The sequence below is a fragment of the Streptomyces sp. NPDC031445 genome (assembly GCF_055581365.1).
The window spans coordinates 844,460-864,871 of the sequence record NZ_JBVIJO010000002.1 but is presented as its reverse complement, the minus strand read 5'-3'; the positions used below and the strand labels follow the sequence as shown (position 1 = coordinate 864,871).

Here is a 20,412-nt window from a genome sequence, read left to right as displayed (position 1 = left end):
GTCCCGCCGGACGCCAGGTGGACGGCCGGCTCGGGGTGGGCCGCGTCGAGCCGAGGGGCATGGGAACTCCCGGTATGACCAACGCCGTTCAGCGGCTCTCGGTGACGGGGACGGGGCCGGAAGGTTGCGGCACGGTGGCCAGCGGGGAGCGCGCGCAGGACGACGGGGCCGGAGCGCGGTCCGCCAGGGGCACCGCCGGCGGCGGCTCCGTCTCGCCCAGGACCACCCGCCGCGCCACCCGCTCGGCGGCGTGCCCGTCGTCCCACGGGCAGAACCGCTCCCGGAACGCGGCCCGGAGCTGAGCCGAGCGCGAGCCGCGCCAGTGCCCGGAGGCGAAGATGTCGACCAGCTCGTCCTCGCTGCGCGCCACCGCGCCCGGCGGGAACCGGCGCAGGTCGAAGTAGGCGCCACGGCACGCCTCGTACGCCGCCCAGTCCTCGGTGTGCACCACGATCGGCCGGTCCAGGTTCGCGTAGTCGAACAGGACCGGCGCGTAGTCGGTGAGCAGCGCGTCCGAGGCGAGGCACAGCTCCGCCAGGTCCGGGTGGCCGGAGACGTCGACGACCCGGGTGCCACCGGCGGGCGCGTGGGCGCGGGCCAGGACCACGAAGCGGGGGCCGAGGCGGCGCACGATCCGCTCCAGGTCGAGCAGGGGCTGCTGGGTGCGCCGGTGGTCGCGGTGAGCGGGCGCGTACAGGACGGCGACCGCGCCCTCCGGGACGCCCAGCGACGCCCGCAGCCGGGCCACGTCCGCCGCGGTCGCCCGCTGCAGGACGTCGTTGCGGGGCAGCCCGTACTCCAGCGTGGTGTAGCCGCCCGGCAGGACCCGCTCCCAGGTCAGGGTGGCGTGCCGGTTGCCGGACAGGACGTAGTCCCACTGGTCGACGTCCCGCAGCAGCTCCGCGAAGTCCAGGCCGCGGGCCGCCGCCGGGCGCTCCAGCAGGTCCAGGCCCGCGTGCCCGAGCGGGGTGCCCTCCAGGGCCCGCACGACGACCTGCCCGGGCCGCTTGCGCAGCCGCCGCTCGAAGCGGGCGTCGCTGACCAGGTAGCGGGAGCGGGCCAGCGCCGTCCAGTAGGCGGCGGTGCCGGGCGTCAGCCGCCGCGGACCCGGCGGCACCGCGCCCCCGGGCGTGGCGACCCACGCCGTCCGCAGCCGGGGGGCGTGCGCCCGGAACGCCTCCTCCAGCGCGGCCGGGTCGCCGTACCCCTCCCGGGCGGCGAACACCGCGCGGTCGGACCGCAGCGGCAGCCGCAGCTGTACGCCGTAGTGCAGCCGCAGCGCGCCGGTGCGCAGGGCGCGGGCGAGCCTCAGCGCCCCCCTCGGCACGCGCCGGCGGACGGCCGCGGCCAGCCGCAGCGCCCGGAACGTGCGGTGCAGCCCGAAGCGGACCAGGCCCTGCCGCAGCCGCAGGCGCGTGCCCGGCACGCGGTGGCGGCGGCAGTGGACGCGGGCCCGGCGCAGGAACTCGCCGTGGCTGCCGCGCGGCAACCGGTCCCGCCTGGTGAACACCACGGCGTAGTGGTCGACCATCCGGCGGTACAACTCGGGGCGCCAGCACGCCAGTTCAGGCCGCTCCTCGACGTACGCGAACACCCGGTCGTACTGCTCGAACAGGTCGAAGTGGCTGCGGCTGGTGGTGCCGAGGATGCTGCCTCGCCGGCGCTGCCGGTAGTGCACGCACACCCGGTCCAGGGTGGCGAGCGACTCGGCCGTCAGCAGCACCGGGAAGGTCCAGGGGGTGTCCTCGTAGTAGCCCGGCGGGAACGTGAAGCCGTGCCGGGCGACGAACTCCCGCCGGTACGCCTTGTTCCAGGCCACCATCAGCACCCGCAGCAGCCCCGGCCGGTCCTCCAGCCGGAACGGCGCCGGGCCCTGCTCGGCGAGCTCGGCGGCGAGCTGGTTGCGCACCCGGGCGCCGTCCCAGTAGGTGCGCGCGTAGTCGAAGACCAGCACGTCCGGGTCGCCGGTCTCCTCCAGCCGGTCGGCCACCGCCCGCAGCGCGTCCGGGGTGAGCGTGTCGTCGCCGTCCAGGAAGACCAGGTAGTCGCCGGTGGCCTCGGCGAGCCCCGCGTTCCGGGCTCGGCCCAGCCCCTGGTTGACGGCCAGGTGGACGGGCTTCACGCGCGCGTCCCGGGCCGCGTACTCGTCGATGACCGCGCCGCAGGCGTCGGGTGAGCGGTCGTCCACGGCGATCAGTTCCAGATCGGGGAACGACTGCGAGAGCACCGAGTCCAGGCACTCGGGGAGGTACGCCTGGACCTTGTACGCGGGGACGATGACACTGAACCTGGGCACTGGACATCCATGGGTCGGTCGGCGCGGGCGTTCTGCCCGGGAACGGCCGATGGAGTGACTTGGTTACGGCCCCGTGCGGCATTCGGGCGACGACGGGGGAACGCGAAGGGGCGGGCCGCGGGCGGCCCGCCCCCCGAGATGTCCCTCCCCGGCTACTTGACCGCGCCCGCCATCACCCCGGACACGAACTGCCGCTGGAACGCGAAGAACACGGCCAGCGGGATCACCATCGAGATGAACGCGCCGGGCGCCAGCACGTCGATGTTGTTGCCGAACTGCCGTACCTGCGTCTGCAACGCCACCGTGATCGGCTGGGTGCCCGACTTGGTGAACACCAGCGCCACCAGCATGTCGTTCCACACCCACAGGAACTGGAAGATGCCGAGGCTCGCGATGGCCGGCCCGCCGAGCGGCATCACCACCCGCGCGAACAGCCGGAGTTCGCCGGCGCCGTCCAGCCGGGCCGCCTCCAGCAGCTCGCGCGGGATCTCCGCGAAGAAGTTCCGCAGCAGGAACACCGCGAACGGCAGGCCGAAGCCGGTGTGGAACAGGATCACCCCGAGGATCGTCCCGAACAGGCCGAGCTTGCCGAACAGTTCGGCGATCGGGATGAGCGCCACCTGCACGGGCACCACCAGCAGGCTCACCACGCCCAGGAACCACCAGTCCCGGCCCGGGAACTCCATCCACGCGAACGCGTACCCGGCCAGCGCCCCGATCACCACGACCAGCACGGTCGCCGGGACCGTGATCAGCACCGTGTTCACCAGGGAGTGGGTGATGTCGGGGTTCTCCAGCAGCTTCCGGTAGCTGTCCACGGTGAGCTGGGACGGCTCGGTGAACACCGTCCACCAGCCGCGGGCGCTCATGTCCTGCGGGGTGCGCAGCGAGGAGACGAGCAGGCCGATGGTCGGCACCAGCCAGAACAGGCCCACGAGGACGAGGACCACGCGGACCAGTCCGCCGCCCAGCCGTTCCGTGATCCGGGCGGCGACCGACTGCCTGGCCTTCACCGTCCCGACCGGATCGGCCTTCCCGATGCGTCCGGCGGTCGCCGTCATCGCCGCACCTCCCGCCTGAGCCGACGAATGTTGAACAGCATCACCGGGATCACCAGCAGCAGCAGGAACACCGAGATCGCGCTCGCGATGCCCGGCTGGCTCTCCGCGAAGCCCTTGCGGTACAGCTCCAGCGCCAGCACGTTCGCGTCGTCCTGGGAGGAGCCCGGCGCGATGATGAACACCAGGTCGAACACCTTCAGCACGTTGATCATCAGCGTGACGACGACGACCGCCAGCACCGGTGCCAGCAACGGCACCGTGACCTTGCGGAACACCTGCCACTCGGTGGCGCCGTCCACCCGTGCCGCCTCCAGCAGTTCCCGGGGCACGCCCGCGAGCCCGGCCGCGATCAGCACCATCGCGAAGCCCGCCCACATCCACACGTACGACCCGATGATCGCCGGGGTGACCAGCGCCGGGCCGAGCCAGTCGACCCCGTTGTACGGCTCCTTGAAGTTGCTCGCGGGCAGCCGGAGCAGAGCCCCGTCGGCCGCCGCGGGCAGGGTGAAGGTGCCGTCGCCGGACGCCTTCGTCGAGGCGACCACACGGCCGTCCTTCACCGCCTCGATCCGCATCCCGGCGTAGCCCACCTCGGACGGGTCGGGCGCGCCGAGCTTGCCGACGCCCTTGCCGCGGGTGAAGTCCTGCCAGGTGGTGCCGGTGACCTTCCCCGCCTCGGGCCGCGCGGCCGCCGCCTTCTTCGCGTCGCCCGGCAACCGGTCCGGGGCGACGCCGACGAGCGGCAGGGCGACCGGCTGCCCGGCGTGCACGGCGGTCTTGGTGACGAAGCCCCCGCCCTGGGCCACGAGCGGCGACTCGCGGCCCGGGTGCGCCTTCGGGAACGCCGACGACTGCGCGAACGTGTCGTGCACGCCGACCCACACCGCGTTCGCGACGCCCTTGTCCGGGTCCTGGTCGTACACGAGCCGGAAGATGATCCCGGCGGCCAGCATGGAGATCGCCATCGGCATGAAGACGACCAGCTTGAACGCCGTTCCCCAGCGCACCCGTTCGGTCAGCACCGCGAAGACCAGGCCGAGCGCGGTGGAGACCGTCGGCGCGAACACCACCCACAGGACGTTGTTCTTCAACGCGGTGCGGATGCCGTCGTCGGTGAAGAGAGTCTTGTAGTTGTCGAAGCCGACGAAGCCGTCACCGGAGGCGTTGGAGAAACTGCGGACGAGCGAGTACCCGATCGGGTAGACCACGAGCGCGCCCAGCAGCACCAGCGCGGGCAGCAGGAACAGCGCCGCCACGGTCCTGCGGGTGCCGGTCACGCTCTTGCGACTGCGGGGCGCGGCGGGGCCCGGTGGGGCCCCGGCCGCCGCTGCCGACGCCATGGCCGGATCAGCCCCCGTTCCCGTAGGCCGCGGCCGCGTCCTTCTCCAGCCTCGCCTGGGCGCCCGCCACGTCCTTCGGGTTCTTCAGGAAGTCCTGGAGGTCCTTCCACTCGCCCTTGCCGGGCGTCCCGCCGAAGGCCTGCGGGGCCTGGTCGGACATGTCGAAGCGGAAGTCGTCACCGGACGCGATCAGCGCCTTGGCGATCTTCTGCTGCACCGCGTTCGGGTACGCCGAGAGCGGCACGTTCTTGTTCGGCGAGAGGTAGCCGCCGAGCTTCGCCTGGATCGTGGCCGCGTCCGGCGAGGCGAGGAAGGTGACGAGGGCCTGTGCCGCCTTGGAGTCCTTCAGGACCACCGCCGCGTCACCGCCGGAGACCACCGGCGCGCCCCCGCCGACCGCGGGGAACGGGAACACCTTGGCGTCCGTGCCCACCTTCGCCTTGGTCTCACCGATGTTCACCTGCACGAAGTCGCCCTCGTAGACCATCGCGGACTTGGGCTGGTCGCCGCCGGTGAAGGTCTGGGTGACCGACTGCGGGAACTCCGTCTGCAGCGCGCCCTTCTGACCGCCCGCCAGATAGTCCTTCCTGCCCCAGATCTCGGCGAGCGTGGTCAGTGCCTGCTTCACCGACGGATCGGTCCACTTGATCTTGTGCTGGGCGAGCTGGTCGTACTTCTCCGGCCCCGCCTGCGACAGGTACACGTTCTCGAACCAGTCGGTCAGCGGCCAGCCGTCCGCGCCGGCCACCGAGAACGGGGTGACACCCGAGTCGTACACGGCCCGCGCGGCGGTCAGCAGGTCCTTCCAGGTCTTCGGCTCCTGGGCGCCCGCGTTCTCGAAGACCTTGGCGTTGTACCAGATCAGCGACTTGTTGGCGGCCTTGTAGTAGACGCCGTACTGCTTGCCGCCGACCTTGCCGATGTCCTGCCAGCCCTGCGAGTAGTTCTTCGCCAGCTCCTGCCGGGCCCCGGCCCCGAGCGGCTTGGCCCAGCCCTTCTCGACGGCCTGCTTGATCGCGCCGGGCTGCGGCAGCAGCGCCACGTCCGGCGGCTGGCCACCGGCGATCTTCGAACCGAGGAAATTGATGATGGGGTCCTGCGCGGGAACGAAGGTGACCGTGGCGCCGGTCCGCTTCTCGAACTCGGCCAGGACCTTCTTGAAGTTGGCCTGCTCCCCGCCGGTCCAGACGGCGGCCACCTCCAGGTGGGCGCCGTCCAGCTTCGGCAGTGTGACGGTGGAGCCGGTGCCCCCGCTGCTCTTGTCCCCGTTGTCCTTCTTGTCGTCGTCCCCGCCGGAGCAGGCGGAGAGCGCGAGCGCTCCCGCCAGCAGTGCGGCGAGTGTGGTGACGGCCCTGTGTGACCGGAACGTGCTGCTCTTGCTGCGCATCACTTCCCCGTTCGTCGTTCTCCGTTGAACGTTGTTGAACGTCAGAACTCTGTCCCGTGCGGTCCGGTGTACGCCGGGCCGCGACGGGTGGGCAAGAGCGCCTGCGGTGTCCACCGGCTCATCGTGACCGGCTCGTGACCAGGGGTGCATGCCCCCGGATCTTCGACGGCACGCGGGCCGGGGGCCGGCCGGGGAGGGGCCGGGTTCGCCTGGAGGGGTGACGGGGTTCCGTCAGAGCAGGGAGGGCACCTCCGCCGCCGCGACCTCACGGGCCGCCCGCTCCACCGCGCTCGCCAGCAGCGCCAGGTCGGTCGGGCCGTTGCCCAGCTCCCGCACGGGCCGGCGGGCCGGCGGGTCGCCCATGCGCTCCCAGTCCAGCGGGACGACCGTGGGCCGCTGGGTCGCGGTCCGCGGGATACGGCCCGTCACCCGGCCGCCCTGGAAACCGGTGGCCCGCCCGTCCGCGTACACCAGCGTGCCCCGGCCCGGCGCGGGCTGGTCCGGCCCCGGCTGCGGGGCGTCCAGCGTGACGCGCAGCGCGGCCCGGCGCGCCGGCTCGGACTCCGCCGTACGGCCGCCGGTCCCGGCCGCCGCCACCAGCTGGACGCCGAGCCGCTCGCCCTCCCGGGCCACCGCCTCCAGCGCCCGTATCACCGATCCGGCGGCGGGCCGGCCCGGCGAGCCGAGCGCCGGGGAGACCAGTGCGTCCAGGTCGTCCACGACCACCACCAGCCGGGGCAACGGCGCCACGGCCGCGGCCCGCTGCCGGGCGGCGGCCCCCGGCCGCAGCCGCAGGGTCGAGCTGGGCGGCGTCTCGATGTCACCGGAGGAGGACGCGGCACCGGGATGGGGCGTGCGCTGGGCCACCAGCCGGCCGGACACCTCCTGCCCGGCGTGCCACTGGGCGAAGTCGGTCCGGCCCAGCAGCTCCGCCCGGCGCTTCAGCTCGGCGGACAGCGACTGCGCGAACTCCCGCATGCGGACCGGGTCGTTGGCGAGGAGGTGCGTGGTCACATGCGGTATGTCCGTGCACACGCGCAGGCCCTCACCGCGGCCGGCGCCCGTGCCGACCCCGTCCCGGCCGTCGAGCAGGACCATGGCCAGCCGGTCCGGCCGCTCGGCGGCGGCCAGCGAGGCGACCACGGCCCGCAGCAGTTCGGTACGGCCGCTGCCGGCCGGCCCCTCGATCAGCAGATGCGGCCCGTCGGCCACGAGGTCGACGGTGACCGGTCCGCGCGGCCCGGCCCCCAGCACCGCGCGGGCCCGCCCGCCCAGCGACCGGGTGTCGTCGGCCGCGTCGGCCCAGCGGGCCATCAGCGACGCCGGGGTGGCCCGGGCCAGCCCCAGCTCGTCCAGCAGCCGGGCCGACTGGGGCAGCGGCACCGCCACGCGCGCGTGGTGCTCGCCGGCGGGGCCGTCCGGGCGCAGCGGTGCGAGTGCCCGCGCGAACCGCTCGGCCCAGGCGGCGGAGACGGCGTCGACGGTGGCGGGCGATCCGGGGCCGACCGGACCGCCCGGCGCGACCCGCGCCAGCCGCAGCGTGGCGGCGACGTCCCCGCCGAGCAGCGCCACGGCACCGCAGTGCCGGAACGTCGGCGTCACCGCGCAGGCGGCCTCGTACGTCTCCGCCACCGGGGAGGCCGGCGACGCGGTCGGGGTCTCGGCGAGACACACCACGTGGACCCCGGCGCGGGGCCCGGCCACGGCCAGCCGCGCCAGCGCCTCCCGCAGCGCGGCCCCGCCGGGGTCACCGTCGACGACGACCACGGTGAACGGTCCGCCGAAGCCGCCGCCGGCACCGGAGGTCTCCCTGGCCCAGGAGGGGCGGCGGGCGGGGGGCTCGGTGTGGGCGGGGGAAGCGGCAGGTGCGCCGGGCGTGCCGGGGCCGGCGGGGCGCACCGCGTGCCCCGGGCCGCCGTAGGTCCCGTACGCCTCATGGGTCGCCTGGGGCCCGTCGTAGGCCGCGGGGGAGGGGTCCGGTCCGTGGTGGGTGCCGGTGCCGGTGCCGGTGCCGGACGGGCCGGGGGCGGCCGCGTCGCGCGCGGGCGCGGGGTGGGCCGTCGCGCGGCCCGTCGCCGCGTGGTCCTCCACCCGGCGCAGCAGTTCCTGTGTGCGGGCCGCCGCCTGTTCACGGTCGTAGGCCAGCAGCAGCCGGCAGTCCTGGCCGTGGCCCGGACGGACGTGCGGGAGCCAGCCGAGCCAGGCCCACTCGGCGGTGCGGTCCGCCACCGGCCGTGCGTGGTCCGCGCTGATCAGCACGATCTCCAGCAGGTCGGGGGAGTGCAGCGCGGCGAGCTGGGCCAGCACCGCGCGGGCCAGCCCGGACAGCCTCGGGCGCGGCCCGGCCAGGCCCAGCGCGCCCGCCTCCCGCAGCGCGGCCGTCACCGGCACCGCCGGCAGCAGGCCCGAGCCGTCCGGCGTGCTCCGGTCGGCCGTGCCGAGCCGTACGGTCAGCGCCTCGGGGTGTCCAGGCCCGCGCTCCCACAGCCGGGGCCCGGGGCCGAGCGCGGCCAGCAGCAGCGCGGCCGGGTCCGGCCAGGTCTCCGGCTGCCGTGGGGCGTCGTCCGGCGGGGCGCCGCCGACGGGGGCGGCCGTACCGTCGTACGCCTGCGGGCCGGACGACTGCTCCCCGCGCCCGCCGGCCAGCCGGCGCGCCCAGGCGCCGAGCCCGCGCCGCCTGACACCGTGCGGGAGGCCGGTGCCCCCGAGCGGGGTGCCCTCGCGCCCGCGCGCCGGCGTGCCCTCGGCACCGGTCCCGGCGACCCCGGACCGGCCCGCGTGCGTGTCCGCGCCGGACACCGGGCGGAACGCGCCGGCGGAGCCACCGCCGGGGCTCTCCACGCTCGGCGCGCCCGCCTGCCCCGGAACGACGGGCGACTGCCCGCGCCGGTGCTCCCGGGCCCCGGCGTCCCAGCCGGCGGAACCGTGGGGGTCGTAGGCGTGCCGGGCACCGCCGGAGGAGGCCCACGCACCGGTGTGCCCGCCGGTGGAAGGCGCCGCGCCGTGCGGGTGCCCCGCGCCACCGGCAGCCCCTCCGGCCTCACCGGCACCGTTCACTCCGGACGAGGGCGTCCGTGCGGGCGGCACGGCGGCACCGGCCCCTGGCGGACCCGCGTCCGACGGGCCCCGCTCCTCGCCCACGGCGACCCGTACGCACCCCTCACCGTCGGCCATGGTCCGCACCCGCGTCCCGGGTCCCCCGGACGGAGTCACCCGCAGGGCGGACTCTCCGATCCGCAGCAGGCCCCCGGCGGGCACCCGTACCGGCCGCTCCGTCACCCGTACGCCGTCGAGGGACGTGCCGTTGGTGGAGCCGAGGTCGGCGACCGAGACCCGGCCGTCCGCGCCGACGGTGACCACGCAGTGCAGACGGGAGACGTCGGGGTCGTCCAGCGGGACGTCGGCGTCGGCGGAGCGGCCGACCGTGATCCGGCCGCCGTGCAGCAGATGGACCCCGCCCGCGTCGGGGCCGGCGACCACGTGCAGCCGGGTCGGCGCGTCGTCCAGTTCGGGATGCGGCTCGGGGGCCGCCGGGGCGCCCAGGGACAGCACGGCGCCGTCGACCAGCGGGGGCTCGCCGAGCGTGCTGCGGCGCGGGTCGAGCCGCTCGGTGCCCGCGTACAGCACCACGGACGCGCCGCCGGCCTCCCGCCCCGTGCCGCCCTCCGCGGTGACCGCCCCGGCCAGCGCCGACGCGACCGCGGCCAGCTCCGTGCCCGCGGGAGCCGTGACCAGCACGTCGCGGCTCGCGGCGCGGCCCCGCTGCGGGGACGGGCCGAGCGGGTCTACGACGGTCAGCCGGATCTGCATCGGCGTCAGCGGTCCCTTCTGCGCGGATCTGCGCGGGCGCGGACTTCCCCCCACCCCCGCACGAGCACGTCGGCCAGCAGCCACTGAAGGCATCCCAGGGAGCTGCTGCACGCATCCTCGCACCTGCCACCGACAACGCGCCCGTGACCCGGGCAGAAGTGATCTTGATTGGTCGGCTCTGCCCCCAAAAATGCCTGACCAACACGTCGCAGGTGATCAGTTGAGATCGGTCACGTCCGTCCCCGGCAACCGGCGGACCGGGCCGCGCGTCTTCCCGTCGAGCCCGCGAACGTGCTCGGGAACGCGTACGTGGTGCCGTGGAGCACGGCCTACAGTGGGTCGGAACACCGGAACGCAGGCAAGCGAAGCAACAGCGACCAGCAGGGAGCGCGAGACGTGCGGCCAGTCGGCAGCAAATACCTGCTTGAGGAACCGCTCGGACGCGGTGCCACAGGCACCGTCTGGCGTGCCCGCCAGCGTGAGACCGCGGGCGCCGAGGCGGCCGTGCCCGGACAGCCGGGGGAGACCGTCGCGATCAAGGTCCTGAAGGAGGAGCTGGCGAGCGACCCGGACATCGTGATGCGCTTCCTGCGCGAGCGCTCCGTGCTGCTCCGGCTCACCCACCCGAACATCGTCCGGGTCCGCGACCTGGTCGTCGAGGGCGATCTGCTGGCGCTGGTCATGGACCTCGTCGACGGCCCCGACCTGCACCGCTACCTGCGCGAGAACGGCCCCTTCACCCCGGTCGCCGCGGCCCTGCTGACCGCCCAGATCGCCGACGCCCTCGCCGCGAGCCACGCCGACGGCGTCGTCCACCGCGACCTGAAGCCCGCCAACGTGCTGCTCATGCAGCACGGCGGCCAGATGCACCCGATGCTGACCGACTTCGGCATCGCCCGCCTCGCCGACTCCCCGGGCCTGACCCGCACCCACGAGTTCGTCGGCACGCCCGCGTACGTGGCGCCGGAGTCCGCCGAGGGCCGCCCGCAGACCTCCGCCGTCGACGTCTACGGCGCCGGCATCCTGCTGTACGAGCTGGTCACCGGACGTCCGCCGTTCTCCGGCGGCTCCGCCCTCGAGGTCCTGCACCAGCACCTGAGCGCCGAACCGCGCCGCCCCTCCACCGTCCCCGAGCCGCTGTGGACGGTCATAGAGCGCTGCCTGCGCAAGAACCCGGAGGAGCGGCCGAGCGCGGAGAACCTCGCGCGCGGGCTGCGGGTCGTCGCCGAGGGCGTCGGGGTGCACGCGAACGCCGCGCAGATCGCCGCCGCCGAGGGCGTCGGCGCGCTGCTCGCCCCCGACCCGGCCCCCGCCGCGGTCCCGGGCGTCCCCGGTGCCGCCGACCCCACCCAGGTCCTGCCGACGAACGCGCCGCAGGGGGCGTACGACCCGAATGCCGCCACCAGCGTGCTGCCGCACACCGGCGGCCCGGCCGGCGCCGCCGACCCCACCGCCGTACTGCCGAACACGGGCGCGGCGGACCCGACGGCGGTCCTGCCGCCCGTCCCGCAGGGGCAGTACGGCCAGCAGGGGCAGCAGGGTCAGGGCGAGCAGCCGCACCCCTGGCAGAACCAGCTGCGGGCCGCCCGCGACCGCAACGAGCAGACGCAGATCCAGTACCTGGGCCCGGACGAGGACCCGCTGCGCCGCCGCCCCCAGCGGCAGGCGGCGCGCCCCCAGCAGCAGCCGCGCCCGGCCCCGCAGGGCCGTCCGCAGCAGCCGCAGCCGCGCGGCCGGCAGCAGGGCGCCGGTTACGGCTATCCGCAGCAGCAGCCCCAGCCGTACGCCCCGCCCCAGGAGCCCCGGCAGCCCCAGCGGTACGCGCCTCCCGCCCCGCCGGCGCCGCAGCGGCCCGCGCGGGAGCCGCGGGAGCCCCGGCAGCGCAGCGCCAACCGGATGAAGATCCCCGGGCTGGGCTGTCTGAAGGGCTGCCTGTTCACGATCGTCATCCTGATCGTGGCGAGCTGGCTGGTCTGGGAGCTGACCCCGCTGCAGGACTGGATCGGCACCGGCAAGGGCTACTGGGACCAGATGGCCGACTGGATCGGCAAGGCCGGCGGCTGGATCAAGGACCTCGGCGGTTCCGGCGGCGGAAACTGACCGCTGGTTCGGAGATTTGTCGACATCTGCCGGGTGATTTCCGTCTCCGCGGTGAAGGTTGGCTCGTCGGACGCGTAGTTTTGGCGACAACACGCGTCTGTAGGAGCAGTCTTGGCACGGAAGATCGGCAGCCGGTACACCGCGAACCAGATCCTGGGGCGGGGAAGCGCCGGGACGGTGTGGCTGGGCGAGGGACCGGACGGCCCCGTCGCCATCAAGCTGCTGCGCGAGGACCTCGCCTCCGACCAGGAGCTCGTCGGACGCTTCGTGCAGGAGCGCACCGCGCTGCTCGGTCTGGAGCACCCGCACATCGTCACCGTGCGCGACCTGGTGGTCGACGGCAACGACCTGGCCCTGGTCATGGACCTCGTGCGCGGCACCGACCTGCGCACCCGGCTGGAGCGGGAGCGGCGGCTCGCCCCCGAGGCGGCCGTGGCGATCGTCGCCGACGTCGCCGACGCGCTGGCGGCGGCCCACGCGGCCGGGGTCGTCCACCGGGACGTCAAGCCCGAGAACGTCCTGCTCGACATGCGGGGCCCCATCGGGCCGGGCGGCTCCCACCCCGCCCTGCTCACGGACTTCGGTGTCGCCAAGCTGATCGACTCGCCCCGGCGGACCCGCGCCACCAAGATCATCGGCACCCCGGACTACCTGGCACCGGAGATCGTCGAGGGCCTGCCGCCCCGGGCCGCCGTGGACATCTACGCGCTCGCCACGGTCCTGTACGAGCTGCTGGCCGGCTTCACGCCCTTCGGCGGCGGCCACCCGGGCGCGGTCCTGCGGCGGCACGTCACCGAGACCGTCGTACCGCTGCCCGGCATCCCCGAGGAGCTGTGGCAGCTGCTGGTGCAGTGCCTGGCCAAGGCCCCGGCCTCCCGGCTGCGCGCCTCGGAGCTCGCGGCGCGGCTGCGCGAGCAGCTGCCCACGCTGGCCGGGATGCCGCCGCTGGACGTGGACGAGCCCGACCTCTCCGAGGACGGCGCGGAGGAGTCCGTGCCGTCGGCCCCCCAGGGCGAGCCGGTACGGCGGCGGGGGGCGGTGTCCCTGGTCCCCGGGGCCAAGCCCGACTCCAACCGCGACACGCACACCTCGATGCGGGTGCCGGGGCCGGACGAGCTGGCGGGGGGCGCGCACGGGACCGCTCGCGTGCCCCGGGCCAGCGGCGCGCCCCGGCCGGGCTCGGCCCGCCACCGGGCCGCGGTGCGGCGGCGCCGGGTGACGCTCGGGGTGGCCGGGGTGGTGGTGGCCGCCGGCGTGGCCGTCGGCGCCTGGCTCGCCTCCTCCGGCGGGGACGACGACCAGCCGGCCCCGGGCACCCACAGCACGTCGGCCCCCTGACCCGGGCCCGGCCCGCCTCCCGTCCGGCCCGGTCGGCCGGGAGGCGGGCAGGGTCGCTTGCCACAGCCGTTACGCTGGAAGGCGTGGCAGTCGTCGATGTATCCGAAGAGCTGAAGTCCCTCTCCTCGACCATGGAGTCGATCGAGGCCGTCCTGGACCTCGACAAGCTGAGGGCAGATATCGCCGTGCTTGAGGAGCAGGCGGCGGCCCCGTCCCTGTGGGACAACCCGGACGAGGCGCAGAAGATCACCAGCAAGCTCTCCCACCTCCAGGCCGAGGTCAGGAAGGCCGAGGCGCTGCGCGGCCGGATCGACGACCTCGCGGTCCTCTTCGAGATGGCCGAGGAGGAGGACGACCCGGACACCCGCGCCGAGGCCGAGTCCGAGCTGGTCTCGGTGAAGAAGGCGCTGGACGAGATGGAGGTCCGCACCCTCCTGTCCGGCGAGTACGACTCCCGTGAGGCGCTCGTCAACATCCGCGCCGAGGCCGGCGGCGTCGACGCCGCCGACTTCGCCGAGAAGCTCCAGCGCATGTACCTGCGCTGGGCCGAGCAGCACGGCTACAAGACGGAGCTGATCGAGACGTCGTACGCCGAAGAGGCCGGCATCAAGTCGACCACCTTCGCCGTGCACTCGCCGTACGCCTACGGCACCCTCTCCGTCGAGCAGGGCACGCACCGCCTGGTGCGCATCTCGCCCTTCGACAACCAGGGGCGCCGGCAGACCTCCTTCGCCGGTGTCGAGGTGCTGCCCGTGGTCGAGCAGTCCGACCACGTCGAGATCGACGAGTCCGAGCTGCGCATCGACGTCTACCGGTCCTCCGGCCCCGGCGGCCAGGGCGTCAACACGACCGACTCCGCGGTCCGCATCACGCACCTGCCCACCGGCATCGTGGTCTCCTGCCAGAACGAGCGGTCGCAGATCCAGAACAAGGCCACCGCGATGAACGTCCTCCAGGCCAAGCTGCTGGAACGGCGCCGTCAGGAGGAGCAGGCCAAGATGGACGCCCTCAAGGGCGACGGCGGCAACTCCTGGGGCAACCAGATGCGTTCGTACGTGCTGCACCCGTACCAGATGGTCAAGGACCTGCGCACGGAGCACGAAGTGGGCAACCCGGAGGCCGTGTTCAACGGCGAGATCGACGGGTTCCTGGAGGCCGGGATTCGCTGGCGCAAGCAGCAGGAGAAGTAACTTTGTCGACATGACAACTGCCGCCCCGCAGGCGGCAGTTGTTCGTTCTCCTGGGTTTTACGTCACACTCACAGGCTTCTACTCGCCGCAAAGGCCACTCCACCGGACATTGCGCCCGCAACGCCCTTGACGTTGCTGTGAAAACTCGGAAGGGTGAGGCGCGGCATGCGTACCTTGGGGCGCATGTGAACCGGGGGATCGAGTTGACGCCACTTCGTCACCAGCTGCCTCCGTCGATCACGGCACGCCCCACGCGCCGCCTCATTGACGAACAGCTACTGGGGGTAGCAACCATATGACGAAGAAGACGCGGATCCGGGTCGCGCGGATAGCCGCCGGCGCCGTGATCGCGGCCGGTGCGTCGCTGACGGCCGCCGGCGCGGCTTCCGCGCTGGACCTCGGTGTCCAGGCCGGTCCGATCAGCCTCGGCGTGAGCGGTGTCGGCGCCGACGGCGGCAACACGGACGGTGGCACCGCCGACGGCGGCGCCACCATCGGCGTGACCGAGGGCACGACCCTGGGGACCGACGGCGGATCGGTCACCGGCTCGGCAGGTACCGACGGCTCGGCTGCCAGCGGCGGCGACGCCTCCAGCGGCGGCGACGCCTCCATCGGCGGCGACGCTTCCATCGGGGGTGACGCGACCACGGGCGGTGACGCTTCCATCGGCGGTGACGCTTCCATCGGGGGTGACGCCTCCATCGGCGGCGACGCTTCCATCGGCGGTGGCGACAGCACCTCCGGCGGCAGCAACAGCGGCGGTGACGCCTCCACCGGCGGTGACAACGGCAACTCGGGTGGCAACGGCAACTCGGGTGGCAACGGCAACTCGGGCGGTACCGGCAACTCGGGCGGCACCGGCACCTCCGGTGGTGACAGCGGCACCAGCGGCACCAGCGGTTCCACCGGCACCAGCGGTTCCACCGGCACCAGCGGTTCCACCGGCACCAGCGGTTCCACCGGCACCTCCGGTGGCGACAGCGGCACCAGCGGTTCCACCGGCACCTCCGGTGGCGACAGCGGCACCAGCGGTTCCACGGGCGGCGGTTCCACCACCGGCGGCAACCACACCGGCCCCGACGGCGGCAACAACAACGTCCCGCAGGACGAGGGCTCCTCGGCACTGACCGACACCGGCTCCGACACCTCGGTCCAGGGCGGCGACAAGCAGCTCGCCGAGACCGGTGCCGGCCAGACCGCGTTCCTGCTCGTCGGCGCCGCGACGATGATCGCCGGCGGCATCGGCTTCCGCATCCTGCCGCGCCTGGTGAGCGGCCGCGGCGCCGCCGCCTGACCGTATCCGCGAGGTCACGCACGGCACACGCGCAAGGGCCCGGAGCCTTGGCTCCGGGCCCTTGTGACGCTTTCCGTCAGGCCGTCTGGTGCGCCAGCAGCGCCACCGCGGCGATCAGCACCGCCAGCAGCGCGATCAGCGCCATCGGGTTCAGTCCGCCCAGGCCCTGGAAGAAGCCCTCCTGCTGCAGTCGCTCGCGGTTGGCACGGCACACCGGGCACCGGCCCTCGCTCACGGGCGCCGCGCAGTTCGCGCACACCAACCGGTCGTACGTCATGCGCTCGCCCTCCTCGCACCGGCCATCACATGCACAACGCTCACGGCCACGAGAACGTTCCCCCGCGTTCCCGTCGTCCTTCGTTTCCCTTCCACTGTGCCAGGTTCCCGCGGCGCGTGCGCGGGGCCTCCGGGAACCGGGCACGGGAAGCGGCCGGTACAAAAACGTACAAGTCTTGCCCAACCTCAACCCGCGACTGCGCCGGCACGCCCGGTTCGCGTATGGTCACGCTCATCTACCCCCGGCGACCCGTGGTGCATCCGTGATCCGATTCGACAATGTCTCCAAGGTCTACCCCAAGCAGACCCGCCCCGCACTCAGGGATGTCTCCCTGGAGGTGGAGAAGGGCGAGTTCGTCTTCCTCGTGGGGTCCTCCGGCTCCGGAAAGTCCACCTTCCTGCGGCTCATCCTCCGCGAGGAGCGGTGCAGCCACGGCCAGGTGCACGTGCTGGGCAAGGACCTCGCGCGGCTGTCCAACTGGAAGGTGCCGCAGATGCGCCGCCAGCTGGGCACGGTCTTCCAGGACTTCCGGCTGCTGCCGAACAAGACCGTCGCGGAGAACGTGGCCTTCGCCCAGGAGGTCATCGGCAAGTCCCGCGGCGAGATCCGCAAGTCCGTGCCGCAGGTGCTCGATCTCGTCGGGCTCGGCGGCAAGGAGGACCGCAGGCCCGGCGAGCTGTCCGGTGGTGAGCAGCAGCGCGTCGCCATCGCGCGCGCGTTCGTCAACCGGCCGAAGCTGCTGATCGCCGACGAGCCCACCGGCAACCTCGACCCGCAGACCTCCGTCGGCATCATGAAGCTGCTCGACCGCATCAACCGGACGGGCACGACCGTCATCATGGCGACGCACGACCAGAACATCGTGGACCAGATGCGCAAGCGCGTCATCGAGCTGGAGAAGGGCCGCCTCGTCCGCGACCAGGCCCGCGGCGTCTACGGCTACCAGCACTGACCGCACCAGCACCCAGTTCCGGAAAGGCCTGAAGAACCCGCCATGCGCGCCCAGTTCGTCCTGTCGGAGATCGGTGTCGGTCTCCGCCGCAATCTGACGATGACCTTCGCCGTCATCGTCTCCGTCGCCCTGTCCCTGGCCCTGTTCGGCGGCTCGCTGCTGATGAGCGACCAGGTGAGCACCATGAAGGGCTACTGGTACGACAAGGTCAACGTCTCGATCTTCCTGTGCAACAAGCACGACGCGGAGAACGACGTCCACTGCGCCAAGGGCGCGGTCACCGAGGACCAGAAGAAGCAGATCCTCGCGGACCTGGACAAGATGCCGGTCGTCGAGAAGGTGACCTACGAGTCGCAGGACGAGGCGTACAAGCACTACAAGGAGCAGTTCGGCAACTCCCCGCTGGCCGGCTCGCTGACGCCGGACCAGATGCAGGAGTCGTACCGGATCAAGCTCAAGGACCCGCAGAAGTACCAGGTGATCGCTTCCGCGTTCAACGGGCGGGACGGCGTGCAGTCGGTGCAGGACCAGAAGGGCATCCTGGACAACCTCTTCCAGCTGCTGAACCTGATGAACCGGGGCGCGCTCGGCGTGATGGCGATGATGCTGATCGTCGCGCTCCTGCTGATCGTCAACACCGTGCGCGTCTCGGCGTTCAGCCGACGGCGGGAAACCGGGATCATGCGTCTGGTCGGTGCCTCGGGCTTCTACATCCAGGCGCCGTTCATCGCCGAGGCCGCGGTCGCCGGGCTCATCGGCGGCGGCCTCGCCTGCATCGCGCTCGTGGTCGGCCGGTACTTCACCATCGACCACGGCATGGAGCTGTCCCACAAGCTCACGCTCATCAACTTCGTCGGCTGGGACGCGGTGTTGACCAAGCTGCCGCTGATCCTGGCCACCAGTGTCCTGATGCCGTCGCTCGCGGCGTTCTTCGCCCTGCGCAAGTATCTGAAGGTGTGACGCACGCCAACGGGGTCGTACGGGCTTCCGGCCGTACGGCCCCTTCGCGTTGCCCTAGACTCGCCGCCATGTCAGGCCGTGACCTGTTCTGTCAGCCCCGCCGCGTCCGCCGTGGGGCCACCCTGACATTGGTCTTCGCCGGTGTGCTGATCGCCGGTGCCGCCAGCGGCTCCTTCCCGGAATCCGAGCTTCCAGCGCGGAAGTCCGCCGTCGGCCCCGCGGGCCCGACCGCCCGGCACGAGGCCGTCGAGAGGGCCGCCGCGGAGGCGATGGCCGACGGCAAGTCCCCGATGGAGGCGGCGGAAAGGGCCGTCAGCCGCAGCGGGGACCGCTGGGCCGCGGTCTACTCCGAGGGCGAGTACGAGGAGTTCCAGGACGCGCTCGACGGCCGGTACACCGGTGTCGGCCTGTGGGCGCGGCAGGAGGCGGACGGCGGGGTCGAGGTGACCCGGGTGCAGTCCGGCTCGCCCGCCGGCGACGCCGGGATCAGGGCGGGCGACCGGCTGCGCAGCATCGACGGCAGGAAGGTCGACGGGCGCCCGGTCACCGAGGTGGTCGCCCTGCTCCGCGGCGACGCCCTGCGCGGGGGCGGCGACGGCGCCCCGGCCGGTACGACGGTCACCCTCGGCCTGGAGCGCGGCACGCGCGCGTGGACCGAGACCCTGCACCGGGCCCGGCTGTCCACCGACTCCGTGACCGTGCGCCGGCTGTCCGACGGCGTCACCGTGCTCAAGGTCGCCGCGTTCACCAAGGGCTCCGCCGACGCGGTCCGCGAGGCGCTGCGCGCCGCCCCCGCCGACGGCCGCACCGTCCTGGACCTGCGGGGCAACTCCGGCGGCCTGCTCACCGAGGCCGTGGACACCGCCTCCGCCTTCCTGGACGGCGGACTGGTCGCCACCTACGACGTCGACGGCGCCCAGCGCGCCCTGCACGCGGCCTCCGGCGGTGACACCAGCCGCCCCCTGGTCGTCCTGGTCGACGGCGGCACCATGAGCGCGGCCGAGCTGCTCACCGGGGCCCTCCAGGACCGGGGCCGCGCGGTGGTGATCGGCTCCCGCACCTTCGGCAAGGGCTCCATCCAGATGCCGACCGAGCTGCCCGACGGTTCGGTGGCCGAGCTGACCGTCGGCCACTACCGCACCCCCGCCGGCCGCACCGTGGACGGCCGGGGCATCACCCCCGACCTGGAGGCGGGGCCCGAGCAGGCCCTGCCACGGGCCGAGACGGTCCTCACCGGGCTGGGCGACCCGCCGTAGCCACGCGTAATCGGCTGTACGCACACCCCCTGTGTGGTGCGAAAATGGTGGGCACTATGAGCAAGGGAATGTACGTACCGAAGGAGTCCCAGCCCAAGCAGGGCGGCGGGGCCGACAAGGCCAGGGACGGCGAGAAGGGCGGCAAGCGCAAGATCGTCGCCCAGAACAAGAAGGCCCGCCACGACTACGCGATCATCGACACCTACGAGGCCGGGCTCGTGCTCATGGGCACGGAGGTCAAGTCGCTGCGCGAGGGGCGGACCTCGCTGACCGACGGCTTCGTCCAGATCGACCGGGGCGAGGCGTGGCTCTACAACGCCCACATCCCCGAGTACCACCAGGGCAGCTGGACCAACCACTCCGCGCGCCGCAAGCGCAAGCTGCTCCTGCACCGCGAGGAGATCGCCAAGCTGGAGTCGAAGGCCCAGGAGACGGGACACACGATCGTGCCCCTGGCCATCTACTTCAAGGACGGCCGGGCGAAGGCCGAGATCGCCCTCGCACGGGGCAAGAAGGAGTACGACAAGCGGCAGACGCTGCGGGAGCAGCAGGACCGGCGGGAGGCGGACCGGGCGATCGCGGCGGCCAAGCGCAGGCAGCGCGGCCACTAGCCGGCCGACGGGCCTTCGGGCCGACGGGAATAGGCTGGCATCGTCGGGCGTTGGTCACGTACGATGGCAGCGCACTCCACAGAGGGTGCGCGAACCCTCCTCGGAGGGGTTTGAAAAATCAACATGGGGATGATCGGTTTCGACAGCGGCTGTCGAAGCAGGGGAAGCGTGTCGAGGAAGCGGCAATGATCTCGTAAACCATATGTCGCAAAAAATAATCGCCAACACCAAGCGCGATTCCTTCGCCCTCGCTGCCTAAGTAGCGACTTGCGAAGTGTCAGCCCGGGGCTGTTCCCGACCCGGATCCTGGCATCAGCTAGGGAACTAAACCTCTAGGCCCGGTCACGGGGTGTAGAGGGAAACCAAACAGTGACTGAGCCCGTCGGAGACTTGTCCGCGTGATCTCCGGGGCCGAGAAAATCGCAGCGGACTGCACACGGAGAAGCCCTGATTCCGCACCGTTGGACGCGGGTTCGATTCCCGCCATCTCCACGAGGCCCCTTCGGGGGGCCGACCCCATGTGGGCGAAGGCCCCGTCGC

At 73.1% G+C, this 20,412-nt stretch carries 14 protein-coding genes and 1 other RNA gene; 9 read left to right on the top strand and 6 right to left on the bottom strand.

Going from position 1 to position 20,412, the window contains the following annotated elements; genetic code table 11:
* Window positions 1–88 precede the first annotated feature (88 nt).
* The 5 genes from ACZ5DC_RS10095 to ACZ5DC_RS10075 all read right to left on the bottom strand — a co-directional run bounded on the left by ACZ5DC_RS10095 (window position 89) and on the right by ACZ5DC_RS10075 (window position 9,894).
* On the bottom strand, window positions 89–2,296 hold the full coding sequence (locus ACZ5DC_RS10095) for a bifunctional glycosyltransferase/CDP-glycerol:glycerophosphate glycerophosphotransferase (RefSeq protein ID WP_468651189.1): 2,208 nt from the start codon (window positions 2,294–2,296) through the stop codon (window positions 89–91).
* 152 nt (window positions 2,297–2,448) lie between these two features.
* Complete coding sequence (locus tag ACZ5DC_RS10090) at window positions 2,449–3,357, bottom strand: carbohydrate ABC transporter permease (RefSeq protein ID WP_468651187.1); 909 nt, start codon at window positions 3,355–3,357, stop codon at window positions 2,449–2,451.
* Window positions 3,354–4,634, bottom strand: a complete 1,281-nt coding sequence (locus ACZ5DC_RS10085) for a carbohydrate ABC transporter permease (protein WP_468651185.1) — start codon at window positions 4,632–4,634, stop codon at window positions 3,354–3,356. Before ACZ5DC_RS10085 ends, ACZ5DC_RS10090 begins: the two co-directional genes overlap by 4 nt.
* A gap of 70 nt (window positions 4,635–4,704) precedes the next feature.
* Window positions 4,705–6,084 carry an ABC transporter substrate-binding protein gene (locus ACZ5DC_RS10080; RefSeq protein WP_468651182.1) on the bottom strand — a complete coding sequence of 460 codons (1,380 nt, stop codon included), beginning with the start codon at window positions 6,082–6,084 and terminating at the stop codon, window positions 4,705–4,707.
* 231 nt (window positions 6,085–6,315) lie between these two features.
* Entirely contained in the window at window positions 6,316–9,894 is a 3,579-nt protein-coding gene (locus tag ACZ5DC_RS10075) for an FHA domain-containing protein (RefSeq protein ID WP_468651180.1), read from the bottom strand.
* 396 nt (window positions 9,895–10,290) lie between these two features.
* Between ACZ5DC_RS10075 and ACZ5DC_RS10070 the strand changes: the two genes are divergently transcribed.
* From ACZ5DC_RS10070 to ACZ5DC_RS10055, 4 genes are all read left to right on the top strand, one after another.
* Window positions 10,291–11,994 (top strand): serine/threonine-protein kinase, encoded by a 1,704-nt coding sequence (locus ACZ5DC_RS10070; RefSeq protein WP_468651178.1) that lies wholly within the window; start codon window positions 10,291–10,293, stop codon window positions 11,992–11,994.
* Window positions 11,995–12,105: 111 nt separating this feature from the next.
* Entirely contained in the window at window positions 12,106–13,332 is a 1,227-nt protein-coding gene (locus ACZ5DC_RS10065; protein ID WP_468651176.1) for a serine/threonine-protein kinase, read from the top strand.
* 83 nt (window positions 13,333–13,415) lie between these two features.
* Window positions 13,416–14,522 carry a peptide chain release factor 2 gene (gene prfB / locus ACZ5DC_RS10060; RefSeq protein WP_366754450.1) on the top strand — a complete coding sequence of 369 codons (1,107 nt, stop codon included), beginning with the start codon at window positions 13,416–13,418 and terminating at the stop codon, window positions 14,520–14,522.
* A gap of 295 nt (window positions 14,523–14,817) precedes the next feature.
* Window positions 14,818–15,816 (top strand): hypothetical protein, encoded by a 999-nt coding sequence (locus tag ACZ5DC_RS10055; protein WP_468651173.1) that lies wholly within the window; start codon window positions 14,818–14,820, stop codon window positions 15,814–15,816.
* Between the two features lie 76 nt (window positions 15,817–15,892).
* Here the strand turns inward: ACZ5DC_RS10055 and ACZ5DC_RS10050 are convergent, their stop codons facing one another.
* The gene (locus tag ACZ5DC_RS10050) at window positions 15,893–16,093 is read right to left on the bottom strand and encodes a hypothetical protein (protein WP_366754452.1); all 201 of its coding nucleotides are present in this window, start codon (window positions 16,091–16,093) and stop codon (window positions 15,893–15,895) included.
* Between the two features lie 262 nt (window positions 16,094–16,355).
* Between ACZ5DC_RS10050 and ftsE the strand changes: the two genes are divergently transcribed.
* The 5 genes from ftsE to ssrA all read left to right on the top strand — a co-directional run bounded on the left by ftsE (window position 16,356) and on the right by ssrA (window position 20,367).
* Window positions 16,356–17,045 (top strand): cell division ATP-binding protein FtsE, encoded by a 690-nt coding sequence (ftsE, locus tag ACZ5DC_RS10045; RefSeq protein ID WP_030610589.1) that lies wholly within the window; start codon window positions 16,356–16,358, stop codon window positions 17,043–17,045.
* A gap of 42 nt (window positions 17,046–17,087) precedes the next feature.
* Window positions 17,088–18,005, top strand: coding sequence for a permease-like cell division protein FtsX (ftsX, locus tag ACZ5DC_RS10040; protein WP_171155745.1), 918 nt, complete (start codon window positions 17,088–17,090; stop codon window positions 18,003–18,005).
* Between the two features lie 68 nt (window positions 18,006–18,073).
* A complete protein-coding gene (locus ACZ5DC_RS10035; protein ID WP_468651170.1) occupies window positions 18,074–19,261 on the top strand; it encodes a S41 family peptidase in 1,188 nt (395 codons plus the stop codon).
* A 68-nt stretch (window positions 19,262–19,329) separates the two neighbouring features.
* Entirely contained in the window at window positions 19,330–19,872 is a 543-nt protein-coding gene (gene smpB, locus ACZ5DC_RS10030) for an SsrA-binding protein SmpB (RefSeq protein WP_366754476.1), read from the top strand.
* A gap of 125 nt (window positions 19,873–19,997) precedes the next feature.
* Window positions 19,998–20,367: a transfer-messenger RNA gene (ssrA, locus tag ACZ5DC_RS10025) on the top strand.
* Window positions 20,368–20,412 lie beyond the last annotated feature (45 nt).